Source organism: Virgisporangium aliadipatigenens (genome assembly GCF_016863615.1).
Taxonomy (GTDB): Bacteria; Actinomycetota; Actinomycetes; order Mycobacteriales; family Micromonosporaceae; genus Virgisporangium; species Virgisporangium aliadipatigenens.
Genome location: NZ_BOPF01000009.1, coordinates 48,925 through 66,349, shown reverse-complemented (window position 1 = coordinate 66,349; position 17,425 = coordinate 48,925). Strand labels below are relative to the sequence as shown.

The 17,425-nt window shown below is 72.2% G+C and carries 16 protein-coding genes; 7 read left to right on the top strand and 9 right to left on the bottom strand.

All coding sequences use genetic code 11. The features are described from left to right. Positions 1 to 56: 56 nt before the first annotated feature. Positions 57 to 914 (top strand): LysR family transcriptional regulator, encoded by an 858-nt coding sequence (locus tag Val02_RS14525; RefSeq protein ID WP_239152902.1) that lies wholly within the window; start codon positions 57 to 59, stop codon positions 912 to 914. Further along, positions 911 to 1,450, top strand: coding sequence for a WHG domain-containing protein (locus tag Val02_RS14520; RefSeq protein ID WP_203899575.1), 540 nt, complete (start codon positions 911 to 913; stop codon positions 1,448 to 1,450). The genes Val02_RS14525 and Val02_RS14520 overlap by 4 nt, the downstream gene beginning before the upstream one ends. Here Val02_RS14520 and Val02_RS14515 read toward each other — a convergent pair. From Val02_RS14515 to Val02_RS14485, 7 genes are all read right to left on the bottom strand, one after another. Next, positions 1,424 to 2,806, bottom strand: a complete 1,383-nt coding sequence (locus Val02_RS14515; protein ID WP_275415574.1) for an alkaline phosphatase family protein — start codon at positions 2,804 to 2,806, stop codon at positions 1,424 to 1,426. The genes Val02_RS14520 and Val02_RS14515 overlap by 27 nt on opposite strands. Before the next feature lie 11 nt (positions 2,807 to 2,817). Further along, positions 2,818 to 3,957, bottom strand: coding sequence for a metabolite traffic protein EboE (gene eboE / locus Val02_RS14510; protein ID WP_203899573.1), 1,140 nt, complete (start codon positions 3,955 to 3,957; stop codon positions 2,818 to 2,820). Beyond that, positions 3,957 to 4,808 carry a TatD family hydrolase gene (locus Val02_RS14505; protein WP_203899572.1) on the bottom strand — a complete coding sequence of 284 codons (852 nt, stop codon included), beginning with the start codon at positions 4,806 to 4,808 and terminating at the stop codon, positions 3,957 to 3,959. The genes eboE and Val02_RS14505 overlap by 1 nt, the downstream gene beginning before the upstream one ends. Positions 4,809 to 4,875: 67 nt before the next feature. Continuing rightward, positions 4,876 to 5,481 (bottom strand): EboA domain-containing protein, encoded by a 606-nt coding sequence (locus Val02_RS14500; protein ID WP_203899571.1) that lies wholly within the window; start codon positions 5,479 to 5,481, stop codon positions 4,876 to 4,878. Further along, entirely contained in the window at positions 5,478 to 6,323 is an 846-nt protein-coding gene (locus tag Val02_RS14495) for a sugar phosphate isomerase/epimerase family protein (RefSeq protein WP_203899570.1), read from the bottom strand. The genes Val02_RS14500 and Val02_RS14495 overlap by 4 nt, the downstream gene beginning before the upstream one ends. Positions 6,324 to 6,336: 13 nt before the next feature. Continuing rightward, entirely contained in the window at positions 6,337 to 7,320 is a 984-nt protein-coding gene (locus Val02_RS14490) for an SCO3242 family prenyltransferase (RefSeq protein WP_203899569.1), read from the bottom strand. Beyond that, positions 7,317 to 8,438: an inositol-3-phosphate synthase gene (locus Val02_RS14485; RefSeq protein WP_203899568.1), complete on the bottom strand. Its 1,122-nt coding sequence runs from the start codon at positions 8,436 to 8,438 to the stop codon at positions 7,317 to 7,319. The genes Val02_RS14490 and Val02_RS14485 overlap by 4 nt, the downstream gene beginning before the upstream one ends. A gap of 286 nt (positions 8,439 to 8,724) precedes the next feature. On the opposite strand from Val02_RS14485, the gene Val02_RS14480 reads away from it, so the two are divergent. Further along, positions 8,725 to 12,168, top strand: coding sequence for a discoidin domain-containing protein (locus tag Val02_RS14480; protein WP_203899567.1), 3,444 nt, complete (start codon positions 8,725 to 8,727; stop codon positions 12,166 to 12,168). Positions 12,169 to 12,229: 61 nt separating this feature from the next. Here Val02_RS14480 and Val02_RS14475 read toward each other — a convergent pair whose 3' ends face one another. Further along, positions 12,230 to 13,081 (bottom strand): universal stress protein, encoded by an 852-nt coding sequence (locus tag Val02_RS14475; protein ID WP_203899566.1) that lies wholly within the window; start codon positions 13,079 to 13,081, stop codon positions 12,230 to 12,232. Positions 13,082 to 13,242: 161 nt separating this feature from the next. Here Val02_RS14475 and Val02_RS14470 point away from each other — a divergent pair, with 161 nt between their 5' ends. The 4 genes from Val02_RS14470 (at position 13,243) to Val02_RS14455 (ending at position 17,041) form a co-directional block, all read left to right on the top strand. Beyond that, a complete protein-coding gene (locus Val02_RS14470) occupies positions 13,243 to 13,797 on the top strand; it encodes a DoxX family membrane protein (RefSeq protein WP_203899565.1) in 555 nt (184 codons plus the stop codon). A 210-nt stretch (positions 13,798 to 14,007) separates the two neighbouring features. Further along, entirely contained in the window at positions 14,008 to 14,580 is a 573-nt protein-coding gene (locus Val02_RS14465; protein ID WP_203899564.1) for a DUF4956 domain-containing protein, read from the top strand. After that, complete coding sequence (locus Val02_RS14460; RefSeq protein WP_239152900.1) at positions 14,577 to 15,368, top strand: polyphosphate polymerase domain-containing protein; 792 nt, start codon at positions 14,577 to 14,579, stop codon at positions 15,366 to 15,368. Before Val02_RS14465 ends, Val02_RS14460 begins: the two co-directional genes overlap by 4 nt. Next, a complete protein-coding gene (locus Val02_RS14455; protein WP_203899563.1) occupies positions 15,332 to 17,041 on the top strand; it encodes a carbohydrate-binding domain-containing protein in 1,710 nt (569 codons plus the stop codon). The genes Val02_RS14460 and Val02_RS14455 overlap by 37 nt, the downstream gene beginning before the upstream one ends. A gap of 51 nt (positions 17,042 to 17,092) precedes the next feature. On the opposite strand, the gene Val02_RS14450 is transcribed toward Val02_RS14455, so the two are convergent. Then, positions 17,093 to 17,422: a hypothetical protein gene (locus Val02_RS14450; protein WP_203899562.1), complete on the bottom strand. Its 330-nt coding sequence runs from the start codon at positions 17,420 to 17,422 to the stop codon at positions 17,093 to 17,095. Between the last annotated feature and the right edge of the window lie 3 nt (positions 17,423 to 17,425).

The window sequence follows — 17,425 nt, the reverse complement described above, 5'->3', positions numbered from 1 at the left end:
ACCCGCTCCGGACCGTTCTGAAGGACCGATCCGATCCCGATTGATACCCTGCGGATATGAGTGACCTGGAGGTGCGGCAGCTGCGGTACTTCGTGGCCGTCGCCGAGGAACTGCATTTCGGGCGGGCCGCCGACCGCCTCGGCATGGCCCAGCCGCCGCTGTCGCGCGCCATCCGTGACCTCGAGCGCCAGCTGGGCGTCACGCTCCTCGAACGCACCACCCGCAACGTGGCCCTCACCGCCGCCGGCGAGGCGCTGCTGTGCGACGCCCGCACCGCCCTCGACGCGGTGAGCGCCGCCGAGCACCGGGCCCGCAACGCCGGCCGGCCGCGTCCCGCGCTGCGGCTCGCGCTGAAGGCCGACTACGACGCCGGGCTGCTGCCCGGGATCCTCGCCGCGTTCGCGCGGGAGGAGGCGGCGCTTCCGGTCGAGCTGCTGATGGGCAACCGGGGCGAGCAGGCGCCGGCGCTGCGGGACGGGCGCGCCGACGTGGCACTCGTCTGGCAACCCTTCGACGACCGGGGGATCGACACCGTGCCGCTGCACACCGAGTCCCGCTTCCTCGCCGTCGCGGCGACGGATCCGTTGGCGGACAAGGACTCCCTGTATCTCGCGGACCTCTCCGGCCGGCTGCTGCCGTACGGCTCGCCCGCCGAGGAGGGGAACTCGTCGCCGCCGGCGGGCGCCATGCTCTTCGACCTGCCGCAGCTGCTCAACCTCATCGAGCTGGGCGAGGTGGTGTGGTTCGCGCCGGAGTCGGTGGTGCGCCGGCATCCCCGGCCCGGCATCGCCTACCGGCCGGTGCACGACCTGACACCGTCCACAATGGTCGTCGCGTGGCCACGCGAGTCGCGTTCCCCGGCCGTCGCCGCCTTTGTGCGCACCGCCGTCGCGGTGGCGGGGGCCGCATCATGAGTCTCTACGACAAGCTGCTGGCCGCCGCGCTCGACCTCGCCACCGCGCCGCGCCCGGTCACGATCCCGTCGCTGCGTTCGGTCGCCCGGGCGTGCGACGTCTCCGCCACCGCCGTCTACCGGCACTTCCCGTCGCAAAGCGCGCTGAACAAAGCACTTCTGATGGGCATCGACAACTCGTTCGCCGCCGCCGTCTCCGGCGCCGACGCCCCCCATCTTCTTCCGCGGGAACGTCTTCACCGCATCGGGCGTGCCTATCTCGACTGGGGCATCAGGAATCCCGGGCTGTACCAGCTGCGCTTCGAGAGCGCCGACGCGCTCGGGGACGACTACGTGCGCGGCGACGTCGCCGACCGCGTCATCGAGGGAATGGACGCGTTGCTGAAGGCCGCCGGCCGCGAGGCGGTGCGCGGGCAGGACCTGTGGATCGCCGCGCACGGCCTCGTGTCGCTGCGGATCCACAAGCCCTTCCTGCCCTGGACCGACGACCTCGACGCGGAGGTCGAACGCCTACTGACCCTCTGGGGCATCGAGTGAGATGTCCAGCAGCAGGTCGCGCACCTCGGTCGCCTCGATGCGTTCCCGCGCGTAGCCCGCGTCCGAGCAGATGAAGACCGGCGCGTCGTCCACTGTGGACGGCAAGCGCCCGTGCGAACCCTTCACCGCGCGCGCCCCCGCGTCGAGGCCGACCACGTTCATCAGGTAGCGCATGCCCATCTTCTTGCGCAGCAACGCCTTGCCGGCCCGGGCCTTCGCGGCGCCCGGGTTGGCCGGGTCGAAGAAGAGCTCCGCCGGGTCGTAGCCGGGCTTGCGGTGGATCTCCACGAGCCGCGCGAAGTCCGGCGCGCGCGCGTCGTCCAACCAGTAGTAGTACGTGAACCAGGAGTCCGGCTCGGCCACCAGCACCAGGTCGCCGGCGCGGTCGTGGTCGAGCCCGTGCTCCCGCTTGCCCTCCTCGCCGAGCACCTCGGCCACACCCGGCAGCGCGCCGCAGATCTTCTCGACCGCCGGCAGGTCGGCCGGGTCGCGCACGTACACGTGCGCCACCTGGTGATCCGCCACCGCGAACGCCCGCGACGTCCACGGGTCCAGGTACTCCATGCCGGCCTGGGTGTGCACCCGCAGCAGCCCCTCGGCGCGCAGCGCCCGGTTGACGTCCACCGGCCGCGACACGTCGGTGATGCCGTACTCCGACAGCACGACCACCGTGGCGGCCTCGGTGTCCAGCAGCGGCTCGAGGACGGCGTCGAGTTCGACGGCCGCGGCGATCGCCTCCGGACCCGACGGGCCGTAGCGCTGCAGGTCGTAGTCGAGGTGCGGCACGTAGACGAGGTTGAGATCCGGGCGGTGGGTGTCGAGGATGTGCTTGGCGGCGGCGACGATCCACTCCGACGAGGCGATGCCCGCGCCCGCGCCCCAGTAGGAGAAGAGCGGGAACGTGCCGAACTTCGCCTCCAGTTCGTCGTGCAGCGACGGCGGATCCGTGTAGCAGTCGGGATCCTTGCGCCCGTCCGCGTGGTACACCGGGCGCGGCGTCACGGTGAAGTTGACGTCGGCGCCCATCGCGTACCACCAGCACACGTTCGACACGGTGAACCCGGGCTGCCGCTTGCGGGCGGCGTGCCACAGCTTCTCCCCGCCGACGAGGCCGTTGTGCTGGCGCCACAGGAACACCTCACCGAGGTCCCGGAAGTACCAGCCGTTGCCGACGATGCCGTGCTCGGTCGGCAGCGCGCCGGTCAGGAACGTCGACTGCGCCGAACAGGTCACGGCGGGCAGCACGGTGCCGAGCGGCGCCTGGAACCCCTTGTCCGCCACCGCCCGCAGGCGCGGCATGTGCGCCAGGAGACGCGGGGTCAGGCCGACGACGTCCAGCACGACGACAGGTTTCACGGCGCTCACGGTCATTCCTCCTTGAGCCCGATCGCTTTGAGGGCTTCCCGGGCGTAGGCCAACTCGGCGGCGATCCCCTCGGCCAGGCGCGCGTCGGTGTCGGGGCGGTGGCCCTCGGGCAGCACGTGCCAGGTGTAGGTCTCGACGTCGAGATGGTCACATCGAGCCCTGTCGCTGAGCAACGCTTCCAGCGCGGTTCCGAGGAAGTCCACAGTGGACCTCAAGGGCGGCTCCGGTTCGGCGTGCAGCGGCACGTGGTAGTGCACCCGCCACGGCTGCGGCGCGCTCCCGGTCTCCAGCGCCTCGAACGCCTCGTCCAGGTCGTCGGTCGACAGTCCCGCGCGGCCGCGCGTCTGGTGCAGGAACCGCGGTTCGACGTAGCGGCCCAGCGCCTCGGCGTCGGCGTGCGGGTCGGCGCTCTCCAGGGCGGCCGAGACCTGGGTCTTCACGATCGGCAGGCCGGCGTTCGCCAGTCGGGCCAACGCGTCGACGGGCTGCTCCCACGCCACGGCCAGGTGCGCCAGGTCCACGCAGACGCCGACCCGTTCGGTGTCCACGCCGGACAGCAGCGCCGCCGCCTGCGTGGTCGTCTCGACGACGCAGCCCGGCTCCGGCTCCAGCGCTACGCGCACGGGGCGCTCCAGTCGGGCCAGTTCGGTGGCGAGGGCGTCGAGGTTGCGCCGGGCCGCGTCGGCGCGCTGCACGGTCCACGGGGTGCGCCAGGCGAGCGGGAGCGTGGAGATCGAGCCGTGCGCCGCGTCGTCCGGGAGGAGGCTCACCAGCACCCGGGCCAGGTCGAGGGTGTACGACAGGCGCCGCCGGTCCGTCCAGTCCGGCCGGTACACGTCGTACTTGACGACCGGGCTCTGGAACGCCGCGTACGGGAAGCCGTTCAGCGTGACGACCTCCAGCCCCCGCTCGGTCAGCGCCCGGCGCAGGACGTGCCGGGCGGCGGCGTCGCGGGCCAGGTGTCCGGCGACCGGCGCGGCGAGCCACAGGCCCAGGCCGAGCACGTCGGCGTTCAGGCGTTCGCGCACCGGGACGGCGAACGTGTCCAGCTGCGCGAGGATGCCCTCCAGATCCTCGGCGGCGTGCACGTTGGTGCAGTAGGACAGGTGCACCAAGGTCCCGTCGCGATGGCGCAGCCGCATCAGCTGCCGCCCCGCGCGATCGAACTCCCGGCGAAGGTGCCCTCCGGCTTCGGCACGTCGGAGAGGTCCAGCTTCCCCGACTGCCCGTAGAACTCCACGGGATTGCGCCACAGCACCAGGTCCACGTCGTCCTCGCTGAACCCGGCCGCCAGCATGGCGTTGCCGGTGACGACGGTCAGCAGCGGGTCGGAGTGTCCCCAGTCGGCGGCCGAGTTCACCAGCACCCGTTCGGGGCCGTACTCCTTGAGGATGGCCACCATGCGATCCGGCGACATCTTCGTCTCCGGATAGATGGAGAACCCCGTCCAGCAGCCGGAGTCGCGCACCTGTCGCACGGTCACCTCGTTGAGGTGGTCGACGAGCACCCAGCCGGGGTCGATGCCGGACTCGGCGACCACGTCGAGCGTGCGCTTCGTGCCGACGGCCTTGTCCCGGTGCGGCGTGTGCACCAGTGCGGGCAGGCCGTAGCTGCGCGCCAGGGCCAGCTGTGCGGCGAACACGGTGTCCTCGACCGGGGTCATCGAGTCGTAGCCGATCTCGCCGACCGCCACGACGCCGTCCTTGTCGAGGTAGCGCGGGATGAGGTCCAGCACGGCGCGGCAGCGCGGGTCGTTGGCCTCCTTCGGGTTCAGCGAGATGGCGGAGTGGTGCCTGATCCCGAACTGCGCGGCCCGGTACGGCTCCCAGCCGATGAGCGAGTCGAAGTAGTCGGCGAACGAGCCGGGGTTGGTGCGCGGCTGCCCGAGCCAGAACGCCGGTTCGAGCACGGCGCGCACGCCGGCGGCGGCCATGTTGCGGTAGTCGTCGGTGGTGCGTGAGGTCATGTGGATGTGCGGGTCGAAGACGCGCATGGCAGTCGCCTCCTCTGTGGCGGTTGTTCGCGACGGCGGTGCTCGCAAGCTGCGCTCCTTGCTGCTCTCAGGAAGCGCTCTCGGTGAGCCGGTGCAGCAGGGCGAGCGCGTCGTCCGGGACGGCACGGCCGGCGGCGGTGCGTTCCTCCGCCAGGGCCGCGAGCATCGCGGCGAGCCCCGCGTCAGCCCGCTCGTCGAGGCGGTCGACCGCGTCCAACGGGATGCCCATGAACACGCATTTGACGACGCCCTGCCGCCAGGACGGCTGGTCCAGGTGCGCGGCGTACGGGCCGAGTGCGGCGGCGACCAGGCGGGCGTCGTTCGTGCGCAGGGCGTCGTGCAGCAGCGGGGCCGCCGCCGCGCCGATCGGCAGCATGGGCAGCGCCTGCAGGACGGCGATCCGTTCGGCGGTGTCGCCCTGGGTGTACACGGTGGTGATGCGGTCGACCCGGTCGGGCGTGCGGGCGAGGGCCACGAGCAGCAGTGCGCGTCCGGCCCGGCCGCTGGTCCACTGTGGACGGCCGGGTAGCGGGTCGCGGCCGAGGGTGCGTTCGGCGCGGGCGAACAGCGTCGCGACGGCGTCGGGGTCGGCCCGCACGTGCGCCTCGGCGGCCACCAGCCAGTCCCACTTCGGATGCCCGAGCAGTCCCGCCCGCAGGTCGTCGGGGGTCATGCGGCGATCTCCACCCGCGCCTCGGCCGCCTTCAGGAACTCCAGCGACCGGCGGGCGACGTCCGGGGCGGCATGCGAGTGGCGGGGGAGTTCGACCGCCACCAGGCCGCGGTAGCCGCCGTCGGCCAGGGCGGCCAGCACCGGCGGGAAGTCGATCTCGCCGTCGCCGAACTCCAGATGTTCGTGCACGTGCCGGCGCATGTCGTCGATCTGCACGTTGACCAGGTAAGGCGCGACGGCGGCCACCACCTGTGGGACGTCCAGGGGCTCGAGGCAGCGGCAGTGCCCGATGTCGAGGGTGAGGCCGAGCCCCGGCGGTTCGCCGAGTGCGGCGCGCAGCCGGTGCCAGTCGGCCACGTCGGCGACGAGCATGCCCGGCTCCGGCTCGAACCCGATCGGCACGCCCACCCGCTCCGCGGCGGCCAGCACCTCGGCGAGGCCGTCGATCAGGCGCGGCCACGCCGTCTCGGGCGGCACGTCGGGCGGCCGCACGCCGGCCCAGCAGGAGACCGCCTCGGCCCCGAGGTCGGCGCCGATCGCGACGGCCCGGCGCAGGAAGTCCACCCGGCGCGCCCGTTCCTCGTGCAGGAACGTCGGCGCGTGCTTGCGCCACGGGTCCAGCAGGTAGCGGGCGCCGGTCTCGATGACGACGGCCAGTCCGGTCTCGCGCAGCAGGTCGCCCGTCTGCGCCACCTCCCGCGCCAGTCCCGGGGCGAACGGGTCCAGGTGGTCGTGGTCGAGCGTGAGCGCCACGCCGGAGTAGCCGAGGTCGGCGATGACCCGGAGCGCGTCGGGCAGGCGGTGGTTGGCGAAACCGTTGGTGCCGTAGCCGTAGCGCAGCATCGGGGGAACCTCCTCAGGTGGGGGAGACGAGCCGGGCGAGGATCCGGCCCGCCGGGGCGGCGAGCGCGACGGCGAGGCCGGCCAGTGGCGCACCGGCGCGGGCGGTCAGTGCTCCCTGCAGGGCCGGCAGGGAGGTGATGCCGGCGCCCACGGCCGAACGCACCCGGGGCGCCTGCGGGTCGGCGAGCACGCGCTGCTGCGCCTTGCCGTAGCGGACCGCGTAGCCGGCGGCCAGCGCGGCGGCCACCGCGACCGTCCCGACCGGCGACCGTCCACCGAGGACGGAGCGGGCCAGACCGCTCAGCGAACGCCTCCGCGGGCTCTTCGCACGTGCCGGGGCGGGGGAGGTGAGCGCGCGGGTCGCCGCGGCGGCCAGGGCTCCGGCGGCGACCGTGCCCGCCACGATCCCCGTCGTGGCGCGGGTACGGCGCGCGACGTCGCGGACGGCGCGTTCGCGCGTGGGCGGCGGCAGCGGCGCGGCGACCTCGTGCCGGGACAGGGCGGTGACGGTGTAGGTGTGCACGCCGACGGTGAGCGCCGCGGGCAGGGCGCGCGCCGGCCGTCCCGTGCTGGCGCCCAGGAGCACGTCGAGCGCGCGGCAGGTGGCCATCGCCAGGGGGCCGGCGGGACCGTTCTTCGCGGCGAGGTCGTAGGTCCAGACGGTGGCGGCGAGCGGCACGGCCACGGCGAGGGCGCGCTTGCCGCCGGCGGCCCCGGCGAGGGCCACACCGGCGGCCGTGAGCCCGGCGGCGACGCCGAACGCGGCCTCCGGCGACACCCGCCCGGAGGGGATCGGCCGGTGCGGGCGTTCGACGGCGTCGACGTGGCGGTCGGCCCAGTCGTTGGCGGCCATGCCGGCCCAGTAGAGGCAGACCGACGCGGCGGAGAGCCCGACGGCGTGCCGTACGGGAACTCCCGCGGCGACCGCGCCGGCGATCACGTCACCGGGCACCGACAGTGCGGCGGGCGCCCGCACCAACTCGAAGAGAGCGTTCACAACGTTCCTACAAAAGTCACGAGCCGGTCCCACTGCGAGGAGAGGTCGGAAGGGCCGTCGCCGAGCGGGTCCTTGAAGAAGAAGCCCAGCTCCGGCAGCGGGCCGACCCGCCCGGCCCGGTGCGCGGCGGCGGTGATCCGCGCCAGGTCGAGCACCAGCGGGGCGGCCAGCGCCGAGTCGCACCCGTGCCAGGTGAACTCCATCCGCATCGCCGTTCCCATGAAGCCGCTGAACGAGATGAGGTCCCACGCCGTCTTGAAGTCGCCCAGTTCGGGCACGTAGTCGATGCGGCTGGTGCCCTGCGGCGCGTAGCCGAGCGAGTCCTGCAGCACGCGCTGTTTGCTGGCCACCTTGGCGGCGTTGGCACCCGGGTCGGCGAGGTTGGCGCCGTCGCCGCCGCCGAGCAGGTTGAGCCCGGACCAGGAGTGCACGCGCAGCGCCCGCAGGGCGAACATCGGCGCCAGCACCGACTTGACCAGGGTCTCGCCGGTCTTGCCGTCGTGGCCGGCGTACGGCACCCCGACGCGGTGTGCCAGGGCGTCGAGCGCGGGCAGGCGGGCGCCGGTCGAGGGGGTGAAGTCCACATAGGACGCTCCCGCCCGGAACGCGGCGTAGGCGGCCAGCGCGCTGGGCGGAAGCGGATCGTGCAGCAGCCGGGACGGGTCGTCGTGCTCGGGTAACCACGACGGCACGGGCTCGGTGGTGGCCACGTTGACCACTACGAGTCGTTCGACCGAATGACGCTGACGGAACGACCGCAGATCGGCCTCGATCGCCTCGACGAGCTGCGACTGCGTCGCGGCGTGGGGGAGCGGGCGCAGTTCCTCCTCGACCGCGGACAGCTCGTCGGCGACGGCGGTGGCCACCCGGGCGGGCAGGACCCCGGCGGCGGCGAGCGCGTCGGCCTTCTTCGGTAGCGGGGTGGTGTCCAGGTCATGGCCCCCGAGGACCAGGTCCGACCAGCCGGGTAGTGCGGGACTGCGTAGCGGTGGTAGCTCGGTGACGCATCCGATGGGGTCGATCAGTCGGGCGCGTAGGGCGAGCGCCCCGACCGTGGCGGTGGTGGCCACCGATCCGCGGGCTCCGAGGAACCACACCCCGGTTTTTTCGGCTGTCATCCCTGGCCCCCTTTCTGGTGCACGGGGAACCCGTCGTGACGGTGGGGTAGTCGGCGTCTACCTCACCGTCACGAGGTTGGTAGTGCAGGACGCTAGACGGGCCAGGGGCGAAAAGAAAGAGCGCGCGGGCACGAACTTCTATATGGATCGCCAGAACTTTTGCTTGGAACATCCGAAAGGGGGGTAGACATCGATACCATGCGATCCCTACTCTCTGGCATCACAGCCCGTGACTTTTCGGCGGAGTCGACGGTCTACCACCCCTTCACCGCCAGGAGTCATGCCCATGAACCGCTGGCATCGCCGTGCCTTCACGGCGACCGCACTCGTGCTCGCGGCCGTTGCCGCGACCGCACCGGCCCCCGCCAAAGCCGCGATCCCGCCCCAGGAGCCCGGCGTCACGCTGCGTGTCTTCGACCTCCAGCAGAGCCTCAGTAAGCTCTGCACCCTCAAGCCCGGACAAACGCCAAATGTGGACAAACTTATGTCCACAGTGGACTGGAACAGCGCCACCCAGTTCGGCATCGAGGACAACTTCGCCGCGCAGGCCCTCGGCTACGTGAACATCTCCACCGCCGGCACCTACACGTTCCGGCTCTCCAGCGACGACGGCTCGCGCCTGCTCATCGACGACCAGCTCGTCATCGACCACGACGGGCTGCACGGCGTCTCGTCCAAGGACGGCGCGATCGCCCTCACCACCGGCCCCCACGCGCTGCGCATCGACTTCTTCGAGGCCACCGGCGGCCAGCAGCTGACCCTCCAGTGGCAGCCGCCCGGCACCTCGGGCTTCGTCACCGTCCCCAACTCGGTGCTCAGCACCGACGCCGGCGTCGTGCGCGTCACCGCGCCCGGTCGCAAGGAGTGCGAGGCCACCGGCGACTCACCCGGCGACGGCCTCCCGCTGACCGGCGTCAACCCCGGCTACAACCTCACCAACCTGCGCCCGTCCGGCTTCGAGCCGCAGGTCACGGGCATGGACTTCTTCCCCGACGGCCGTCTCGCGATCTCCACGTGGGGCAAGAGCGACCAGATCGCCGGCGAGGTCTGGATTCTCGGGAACGTCACCGGCAACACCTCGCCCGGCAACGTGACACGCACCCGGGTCGCCACCGGCCTGCGCGAACCCATGGGGCTCAAGATCGTCGACGGGATCGTCTACGTCAGCGAGAAACAGCAACTGAGCGAGCTGACCGACAGCAACGGCGACGGCTCCCTGGACCGCAAGCGCACCGTGGCGACGTGGCCGTTCGACGGCAACTTCCACGAGTTCGGCTTCGGCCTGCTCTACAAGGACGGTTACTTCTACCTGAACCTCTCCGTCAGCATCAACCTCGGCGGCGCCACCACCGACCCGCAGGGCTCGCCCAACCGCGGCACCACCATCCGGGTGGAACGCAGCACCGGCGCCGTCACCTACCTCGCCGGCGGCCTGCGCACCCCGCACGGCATCGGCTGGGGCGCCGACGGCGACATCTACGTCACCGACAACCAGGGCGGCTGGCTGCCCTCCTCGAAGCTGCTGCGTATCAAGCAGGGCCGCTTCTTCAACCACTACACCAACCCGGTCGGGCCGTTCGACGACCGGCCGGTCACCGCACCGGTGCTGTGGATGCCGCAGAACGAGATCGCCAACTCGCCCAGCACGCCGCTGCTGGTCAACAACGGCCCCTACGCCGGGCAGACGCTCATCTCCGACGTCACCTACGGCGGCATCCAGCGGGCGTTCCTGGAGCAGGTGAACGGGCAGGACCAGGGCGCGCTGTTCCGGATGACGCAGGGCATGGAGGCCGGGCTCACCAAGCTGGCGCTCGGCCCCGACGGGGCGATCTACGCGGGCGGCCTCGGCGCCGACGGCAACTGGGGCCAGGCCGGCAAGCTCCAGTTCGGCCTGCAGAAGCTGACCCCCAACGGGACGACGCCGTTCGACATGCTCGCGATGCGCGCCAAGCCGAACGGCTTTGAGATCGAGTACACCCAGCCGCTGTCGGCCGACACGATCAGCGGGCTCGCCGCGAAGTTCACCGTCAAGCAGTGGCGCTACACGCCGACCGCGGCCTACGGCGGCCCGAAGATCGACGAGCAGACCCTCGGCGTCTCCTCGGCCACCGTGTCGGCCGACGGCAAGAAGGTCACGCTCGTCATCAACGGCCTGCAGGCCGGCCGGGTCGTGTACATCCGTTCGCCGAAGCCGTTCTCCTCGAGCAGCGGCCAGTCGCTGTGGAGCACCGAGGCGTGGTACACGCTGAACTCCATCCCGGGTGCCCCGGCGCCGACCAACCTCGCGCTCGGCGGGGCCGCGTCGGCGGACTCCTCGTGCGCGGCGGCCGAGAGCCCGGGCCGGGCGTTCAACGGCACCGTCACCTCGGGCAACCTCGACAAGTGGTGCTCCACCGGCGGCACGAAGTGGCTGCAGGTCGATCTCGGCGCCACCAAGCAGGTCAACCGCATCGTGCTCAAGCACGCCGGTGCCGGCGCCGAACAGACGTCCTGGAACACGCGGGACTTCACGCTGCAGGCCAGCACGAACGGCTCCACGTGGAGCACGGTCGCCACGGTCAGCGGCAACACCGCCTCGACCACCACGCACGACTTCACCGCCACCCAGGCCCGCTACCTACGACTGAACATCACCACCCCGTCGTCCGACGGCAACACCGCCGCGCGCATCTACGAGTTCGAGGCGTACGGCTCGGACGGGACACCACCGGCGGCCAACATCGCCCTCGGCGCACGGTCCACATCGGACAGTTCGTGCGCGGCAGCCGAGGGGCCGTCGAAGGCGTTCAACGGCACCATCTCCGGCGGCAACACCGACAAGTGGTGCTCCGCGGGAACGACCAAGTGGCTGCAGGTCGACCTCGGCTCCAACCGTTCGGTGAGCCGGTTCGCCGTGCAGCACGCCGGCGCCGGTGGTGAGACGGCCACCTGGAACACCCGCGACTTCTCCATCGCGGTCAGCACCGACGGCAGCACGTGGAACACCGTCGCGACGGTCACCGGCAACACCGCCAACAGCACCAACCACCCGGTGAACGCCGTCACGGCGCGATACGTGCGGCTGAACATCACCACCCCGGCGCAGGACACCAACGGGGCGGCGCGCATCTACGAGTTCGAGGTGTACGGCAGCGGTGCCGCCAACCGGCAGGTGCTCTTCGACGGCACCAGCCTCGCCGACTGGCAGCACACCAACGGGTCGGCGTCGACGTGGCCGATCTCCGACGGTTCGGCCGAGGTGCTCGGTGGCGACCTGCGCACGCGGCAGAGCTTCGGCGACTTCCGGGTGCACGTGGAGTTCAAGATTCCGCAGCTGCCGGCGGACGTGACCGGGCAGGCCCGCGGCAACAGCGGCGTCTACCTCCAGGACCGCTACGAGTTGCAGATCCTCGACTCGTACGGCGACACCACCCCGGCCAACGACGAGTGCGGCGGCTTCTACCAGAAGCGCGCGCCGGACTCGAACCGTTCGACCGCACCGGAAACGTGGCAGACGTACGAGATCCTGTTCCGCGCGCCCCGCTACAACGGCACCACGAAGACGGAGAACGCCCGCACCACCGTCGTCTGGAACGGCGTCGTCGTGCACGACTGGGTCGAGATCGACGGCTCCACGGGCGGCGGCGCCGCCGAGGGCCCGACGGCCGGCCCGCTCCGGCTGCAGGACCACGGTGACGCCGGCGCGAACGTGCGCTACCGCAACATCTGGCTCGAGCCGATGACCCTCTAGTCAGCACACCGCAGGACAGCGGCGGCCGCGTGGGGAGGCTCGCGGCCGCCGCCCCTGTGCTCTAGTGGGCGATCAGCACCGGGCTGTCGGCGTGGTGCAACAGCTGCAGCCCCACCGAGCCGAGCAGCGTCCCGGCCGTCACCCCGTGCCCGCGCGAACCGACGACGACCAGCCCCGCGCCGTGCGACCGGTCCACCAGCAGGCGCGCCGCGCTCCCGCCGCCGACCACCACCTCGACCGGCACGCGCGGGTACTTCTCCCGCCACGGCGCGAGAGCCGTCTCCACCTCCTCGACGGCCGCCTCGCGCACCTCCGCCGGGTCGAACGGCACCGCCGCGAAAGCCGCGCTCCACGCCGTCACCGGCATCGGATAGGCGTGCACCGCGACCAGTCCGGTCCCGCGCACCCCCGCCTCCGCGAACGCCGCCTCCAGCACCGCACTGTCTCTCGTGGACAGATCCAGCCCGGCGACGACGGCCCCGCCGGCGGTGTCGGACCCGCCGCGCACCACGATCACCGGCACCCGCGCGTGCGTCGCCACGTACCCGCCCACCGAACCGAGCAGCAGCCCGGCGAATCCGCCGAGCCCGCGGTTGCCGACGACCAGCAGCCGCGCACCGTCGGCCGCGTCCACGAGCACCCGTCCCGGAACGCCCTCCAGCGCGGCGCCGGACGCGACGACCTCGGGCACCATGTTCGCGACCTCGCGCAGCGCCTCGTCGACGATGCCCACGTACCGCTCGCGCACCAGCGACCGGACCGGGCCGAACCGTTCCGCGCGGGCGTCGATCTCGTAGGCGGCGACCACGCGCAGGGCGGCGTCGTGGCGATCCGCCTCGGCGGCCGCGAAGCGCAGCGCCACCCGGCTCCGGGCCGAACCGTCGACGCCCACGACGATCTCGTTGCTTCTCATGCGACCAGCGTCTGCCCTTCCAGCGGCGCCGGCCCAGAGGCTTCGGTCCCGTGCCGTCGGGACCCGTCGGGGGACCTTCGGCTCTGCCCGTTCGCCCGACGCGGGAGCGACGCTGTGGATGTCACCACGAGGGACACGAGAACGAAGGGACAGTGAGTCTGATGGCGACCATCGCCCACGGCACGCTCGCCACGACACCCCGCACCGAGGCGGCCGTCACGGCCCGCACCGCGACCGCCACCCGCTACGTCTTCGCCGGGCTGCGGCTCGCGCTCGGCTGGGTCTTCCTGTGGGCGTTCCTGGACAAGACGTTCGGGCTCGGCCACGAGACCGCCGAGAAGGCCGCCTGGATCAACGGCGGACACCCGACCGAGGGCTTCCTGGCGCACGCCGCGAAGGGTCCGTTCCAGGGCGTCTACAACGACCTCGCCGGTCAGGCGTGGGCCGACTGGCTGTTCATGCTCGGCCTGCTCGGCATCGGCCTGGCGCTCATCCTCGGGGTCGGCATGCGCGTCGCCGCCGCCGCCGGGGCCACCCTCCTGGTCCTGATGTGGACCGCCGTGCTGCCCCCCGAGAACAACCTCTTCATGGACGACCACCTGATCTACGCCGGCCTGATCGTCGCGCTCGCCCTCGTGGGCGCCGGCGACACGCTCGGGCTCGGCCGGTTCTGGAAGAAGCTGCCGATCGTGCGGACCAACGCCTGGCTGCGGTAGCCCGATCGGGGAGTGCGGGGCGGTGGGAAACCACCGCCCCGTCGCCGTCGGTGAATGTTTCAGCGCCCGCGCGTCGCGGCCCGACGAAGGCCGTGCAAGCGAACTTTGAGGAAACTCCGAGGTTCGAATCCGTGGACACCGGGTGAATCGCGCCTAACCTAGCCATTCGCGCCCATCGATGGCGCAATCGGCATTCGGGAAGGGGCGCGCATGGCGCGATATGCATCGATCGGCGTCGACCTGATCGCGGTGAGCCTGCTCGTGTTCGGCCTGTACTTCCCGCGGCACCGCCGCCGGGACCTGGTCGTGGCCTACCTCGGGGTCAACGTCGGCGTGCTCGCCGTGGCCGCCTCGCTCAGCGCGAGCAACGTCGGTGCCGGCCTCGGGCTCGGCCTGTTCGGCGTGCTGTCCATCATCCGGCTGCGCTCCACCGAACTGGACCAGCACGAGGTCGCCTACTACTTCTCCGCGCTGGCGCTCGGCATTCTCGGCCCGCTCAGCGGCTCGGTGCACATGGCGGCCGCGCTCATGACGCTCGTGCTCGTCGTGATGTTCCTCGGCGATCATCCCCGGCTGCTGCGCACGTACCGGCGGCAGATCGTCGTCCTCGACACCGCCGTCACCGACCGGGTCGCGCTCGTCGCCCACCTGGAACAGGTGCTCGGCGCGCGGGTCCACGCCGCCACCGTCGAACGCGTCGACCTCGCCAACGAGACCACCACGGTCGAGGTGCGCTACTCCGAGGGGACCCGCCTCGCCGCCCGCGTCGGAGCGCACAAGTGAGCGAACTGGCCGGCCTGCCCGGGATCGGCCTCGCCGAGCTGATCGAACGCGCGGCGCTGCTCACCCGCATCGACCGCAAGTACGTGCTGTCCCGCGCCGGCGCGTTCACCCTGGTGCAGCAGCTCGGGCCGCTGACGCGCGTGCTCGACGTCGACGGGCTGCGGCAGTTCCGCTACGCGTCGGTCTACTTCGACACGGCCGAACTCACCTGCTTCCGGCTGGCCGCGCACCGCCGGCGGCGCCGGTTCAAGATAAGAACCCGCACCTACCTCGACTCGGCCGAGTGCTGGCTGGAGGTCAAGACCCGGGGCACCCGGGCCGGGACGGTCAAGAACCGGCACCCCTACCGGGCCGACGACGGCGCCACGATCGCCCCCGGGCGCGGCTTCGTCGACGCGGCCCTCGCCGGACTCGCGGCCCCGCGGGACCTCGCGCCCGTCCTGGTGACCCGCTACCGGCGCGCCACCCTCCTGCTGCCCGGCGACGCCGGCCGGCTCACCGTCGACGTCGACCTCGCCTGGGAGGACGCCGACGGCCGGCGGCTGGACCTGCCCGGTGTGGCCGTCGTGGAGACCAAGTCCCGCTCCGGCGCCTCACCGGTCGACCGGCTGCTGTGGGCCCGGGGCAACCGCCCCGTCGCCCTCTCCAAGTACGCGACGGGCCTGGCCGCGCTCCGGCCCGACCTGCCCGCCACCCCCTGGCGACGCACCCTGCGCCGCTGGTTCGTTCCCTCGGAAGGAAAGGAACCCTCGTGCCTCGCACCAGACGAGTACTCCTCAGCGCGGTGACGGCCGTGACCACCGTCGCCGCGACCGCCGCCGGCATCACGGTCGCCGAGGCCGACGCGCAGCCGCTCGTCGCCGGTCCCGCGGCGGCCGCCGCCCTCGCCGCCAACCAGCCGAGCCACGACTCGACGGCCGACCACTCCTGGAACAGCGCGGACGTCCACGCCGTCACCCTCACCGGCTCGGGCGCCAGCACCACCGCGCCCGGCGTGACCGTCAGCGGCAGCACGGTGACGGTGACCCAGGCCGGCACCTACCGGTTCAGCGGAACGCTCACCGACGGCCAGATCGCGGTGAACTCCACCGGCACCGGCATCGTGCGCCTCATCCTGAACGGCGTCACGGTCACCAACAACACCAACGCCGCCGTGAACGTCATCGCCGCCGACGAGGTGATGGTCGTGGTGGCCGACGGCACCACCAACACCCTCACCGACGCCACCACGTACACGCCCGTCGCCGACGACCCGAACGCCGCCCTGTTCAGCGCCGCCGACCTCACCATCACCGGCGGCGGGACGCTGACCGTCAACGGCCGCTTCAACGACGGCATCGCCGGCAAGGACGGGCTCGTCATCGACAGCGCCCGGATCACCGTCACGGCCAGGGACGACGGCATCCGCGGTCAGGACTACGTCATCGTCAACAGCGGCACGCTGAGCGTGACCGCCACCGGTGACGGCATCAAGTCCGACAACGACGAGGATGCCACGCGCGGCTACGTCTCCCTCGTCGCCGGCACCGTCGGCGTGACGGCCACCGGCGACGGCGTCACCGCCACGACCGACGTCATCAAGTCCGGCGGCACGTTGAGCGTGAAGTCCGGCGGCGGCAGCACCGTCCAGCCGCCCGCCGACGGTTCGGCGAAAGGGCTCAAGGCGGGTGTGCTGCTGATCCTCAGCGACGGGCAGTCCACTGTGGACTCCTCCGACGACGGGGTGCACTCCGACGCGGCGATCGTGGTCGAGGGCGGCACCACCACCGTGGCCACCGCCGACGACGGCGTGCACGCCGAGTCCACATTGGACGTTCGGGCCGGCACCGTCAACGTGACGAAGTCGTACGAGGGCTTCGAGGGGCTGAAGGTGACGTTCAGCGGCGGCAGCGCGAGCGCGGTCGCCTCCGACGACGCGGTCAACGCCGCCGAGGAGGGTGTGCCGGAGATGCAGGTCGCGCCGAACGCGTTCATCCGCGTCACGGGTGGGACCGTCGTCGCCGACGGCGGCACCGACGGCCTCGACTCCAACGGCACCCTCCAGCTGACCGGCGGCACCGTGGTCGTCGCCGGCTCCGGCACCCGCGGCGGCGGCGAGGGCGGCCTGGACTCCAACGGCGCGCTGACCATCACCGGCGGCGTCGTCTACTCCACCGGCATCAGCGCCTCGACCAGCACGCTGCCGGCGTCCGGCCAGGGCTGGCTGCGGGTGACGTTCGCCGCGAACCAGCCCGCCGGCACGATCGTGCACCTGGCGACCACGTCCGGCACGCAGATCGCGGCGTACCGCTCGACGAAGGCGTTCCGGCAGGTGGTCTTCTCCTCGACCCAGATCACCCGGGGCACCAGCTACGACGTGTACACCGGCGGCAGCGTCAGCGGCACCGCCGTCGGCGGGAACATGTACACCGGCGGCACGCTGTCGGGCACCAGGGTCTCCACCGTGGTGGCCGGCAGGTAGCGGCCCGGTCCGCGCCGGGCGGGCGCCCTCGACGGGGAGCCCGCCCGGCTGTCACTCCCGCGGCGCGGCGTACCGGCCGGCCAGCTCCTGGTACTCCGTCCGGGCCCGGGCCGCCCGCGCGCGCAGATCCGGTGGCGTGCCGGGGATGTCGGTCGCCCGCACCACGTAGTCGGCCAGTTCGAGGTAGCGGCGGTGGGCGTACTCGCGGCACGGCGGGCAGGTGACGGAGTCCGGCTCGGTGGAGGTCTCCACGTACGGCACGCGGATCCCGCAGCCGGTGGTCGCCTGTGCGGGCAGGCTGCCGACCAGACCGAACGTGGCCGCCGTCAGGTTACGGACGGCCACCTCGGAGTGCAGGTCGGCATCCACGTGAGTGTGCATCCC

Coding starts and splice junctions, on each gene's coding strand:
- Val02_RS14525 (WP_239152902.1), top strand. CDS start 57: ATGAGTGACCTGGAGGTGCGGCAGCTGCGGTACTTCGTGGCCGTCGCC.
- Val02_RS14520 (WP_203899575.1), top strand. CDS start 911: ATGAGTCTCTACGACAAGCTGCTGGCCGCCGCGCTCGACCTCGCCACC.
- eboE (WP_203899573.1), bottom strand. CDS start 3,957: ATGCGGCTGCGCCATCGCGACGGGACCTTGGTGCACCTGTCCTACTGC.
- Val02_RS14505 (WP_203899572.1), bottom strand. CDS start 4,808: ATGCGCGTCTTCGACCCGCACATCCACATGACCTCACGCACCACCGAC.
- Val02_RS14500 (WP_203899571.1), bottom strand. CDS start 5,481: ATGACCCCCGACGACCTGCGGGCGGGACTGCTCGGGCATCCGAAGTGG.
- Val02_RS14495 (WP_203899570.1), bottom strand. CDS start 6,323: ATGCTGCGCTACGGCTACGGCACCAACGGTTTCGCCAACCACCGCCTG.
- Val02_RS14485 (WP_203899568.1), bottom strand. CDS start 8,438: ATGACAGCCGAAAAAACCGGGGTGTGGTTCCTCGGAGCCCGCGGATCG.
- Val02_RS14480 (WP_203899567.1), top strand. CDS start 8,725: ATGAACCGCTGGCATCGCCGTGCCTTCACGGCGACCGCACTCGTGCTC.
- Val02_RS14475 (WP_203899566.1), bottom strand. CDS start 13,081: ATGAGAAGCAACGAGATCGTCGTGGGCGTCGACGGTTCGGCCCGGAGC.
- Val02_RS14470 (WP_203899565.1), top strand. CDS start 13,243: ATGGCGACCATCGCCCACGGCACGCTCGCCACGACACCCCGCACCGAG.
- Val02_RS14465 (WP_203899564.1), top strand. CDS start 14,008: ATGGCGCGATATGCATCGATCGGCGTCGACCTGATCGCGGTGAGCCTG.
- Val02_RS14450 (WP_203899562.1), bottom strand. CDS start 17,422: ATGCACACTCACGTGGATGCCGACCTGCACTCCGAGGTGGCCGTCCGT.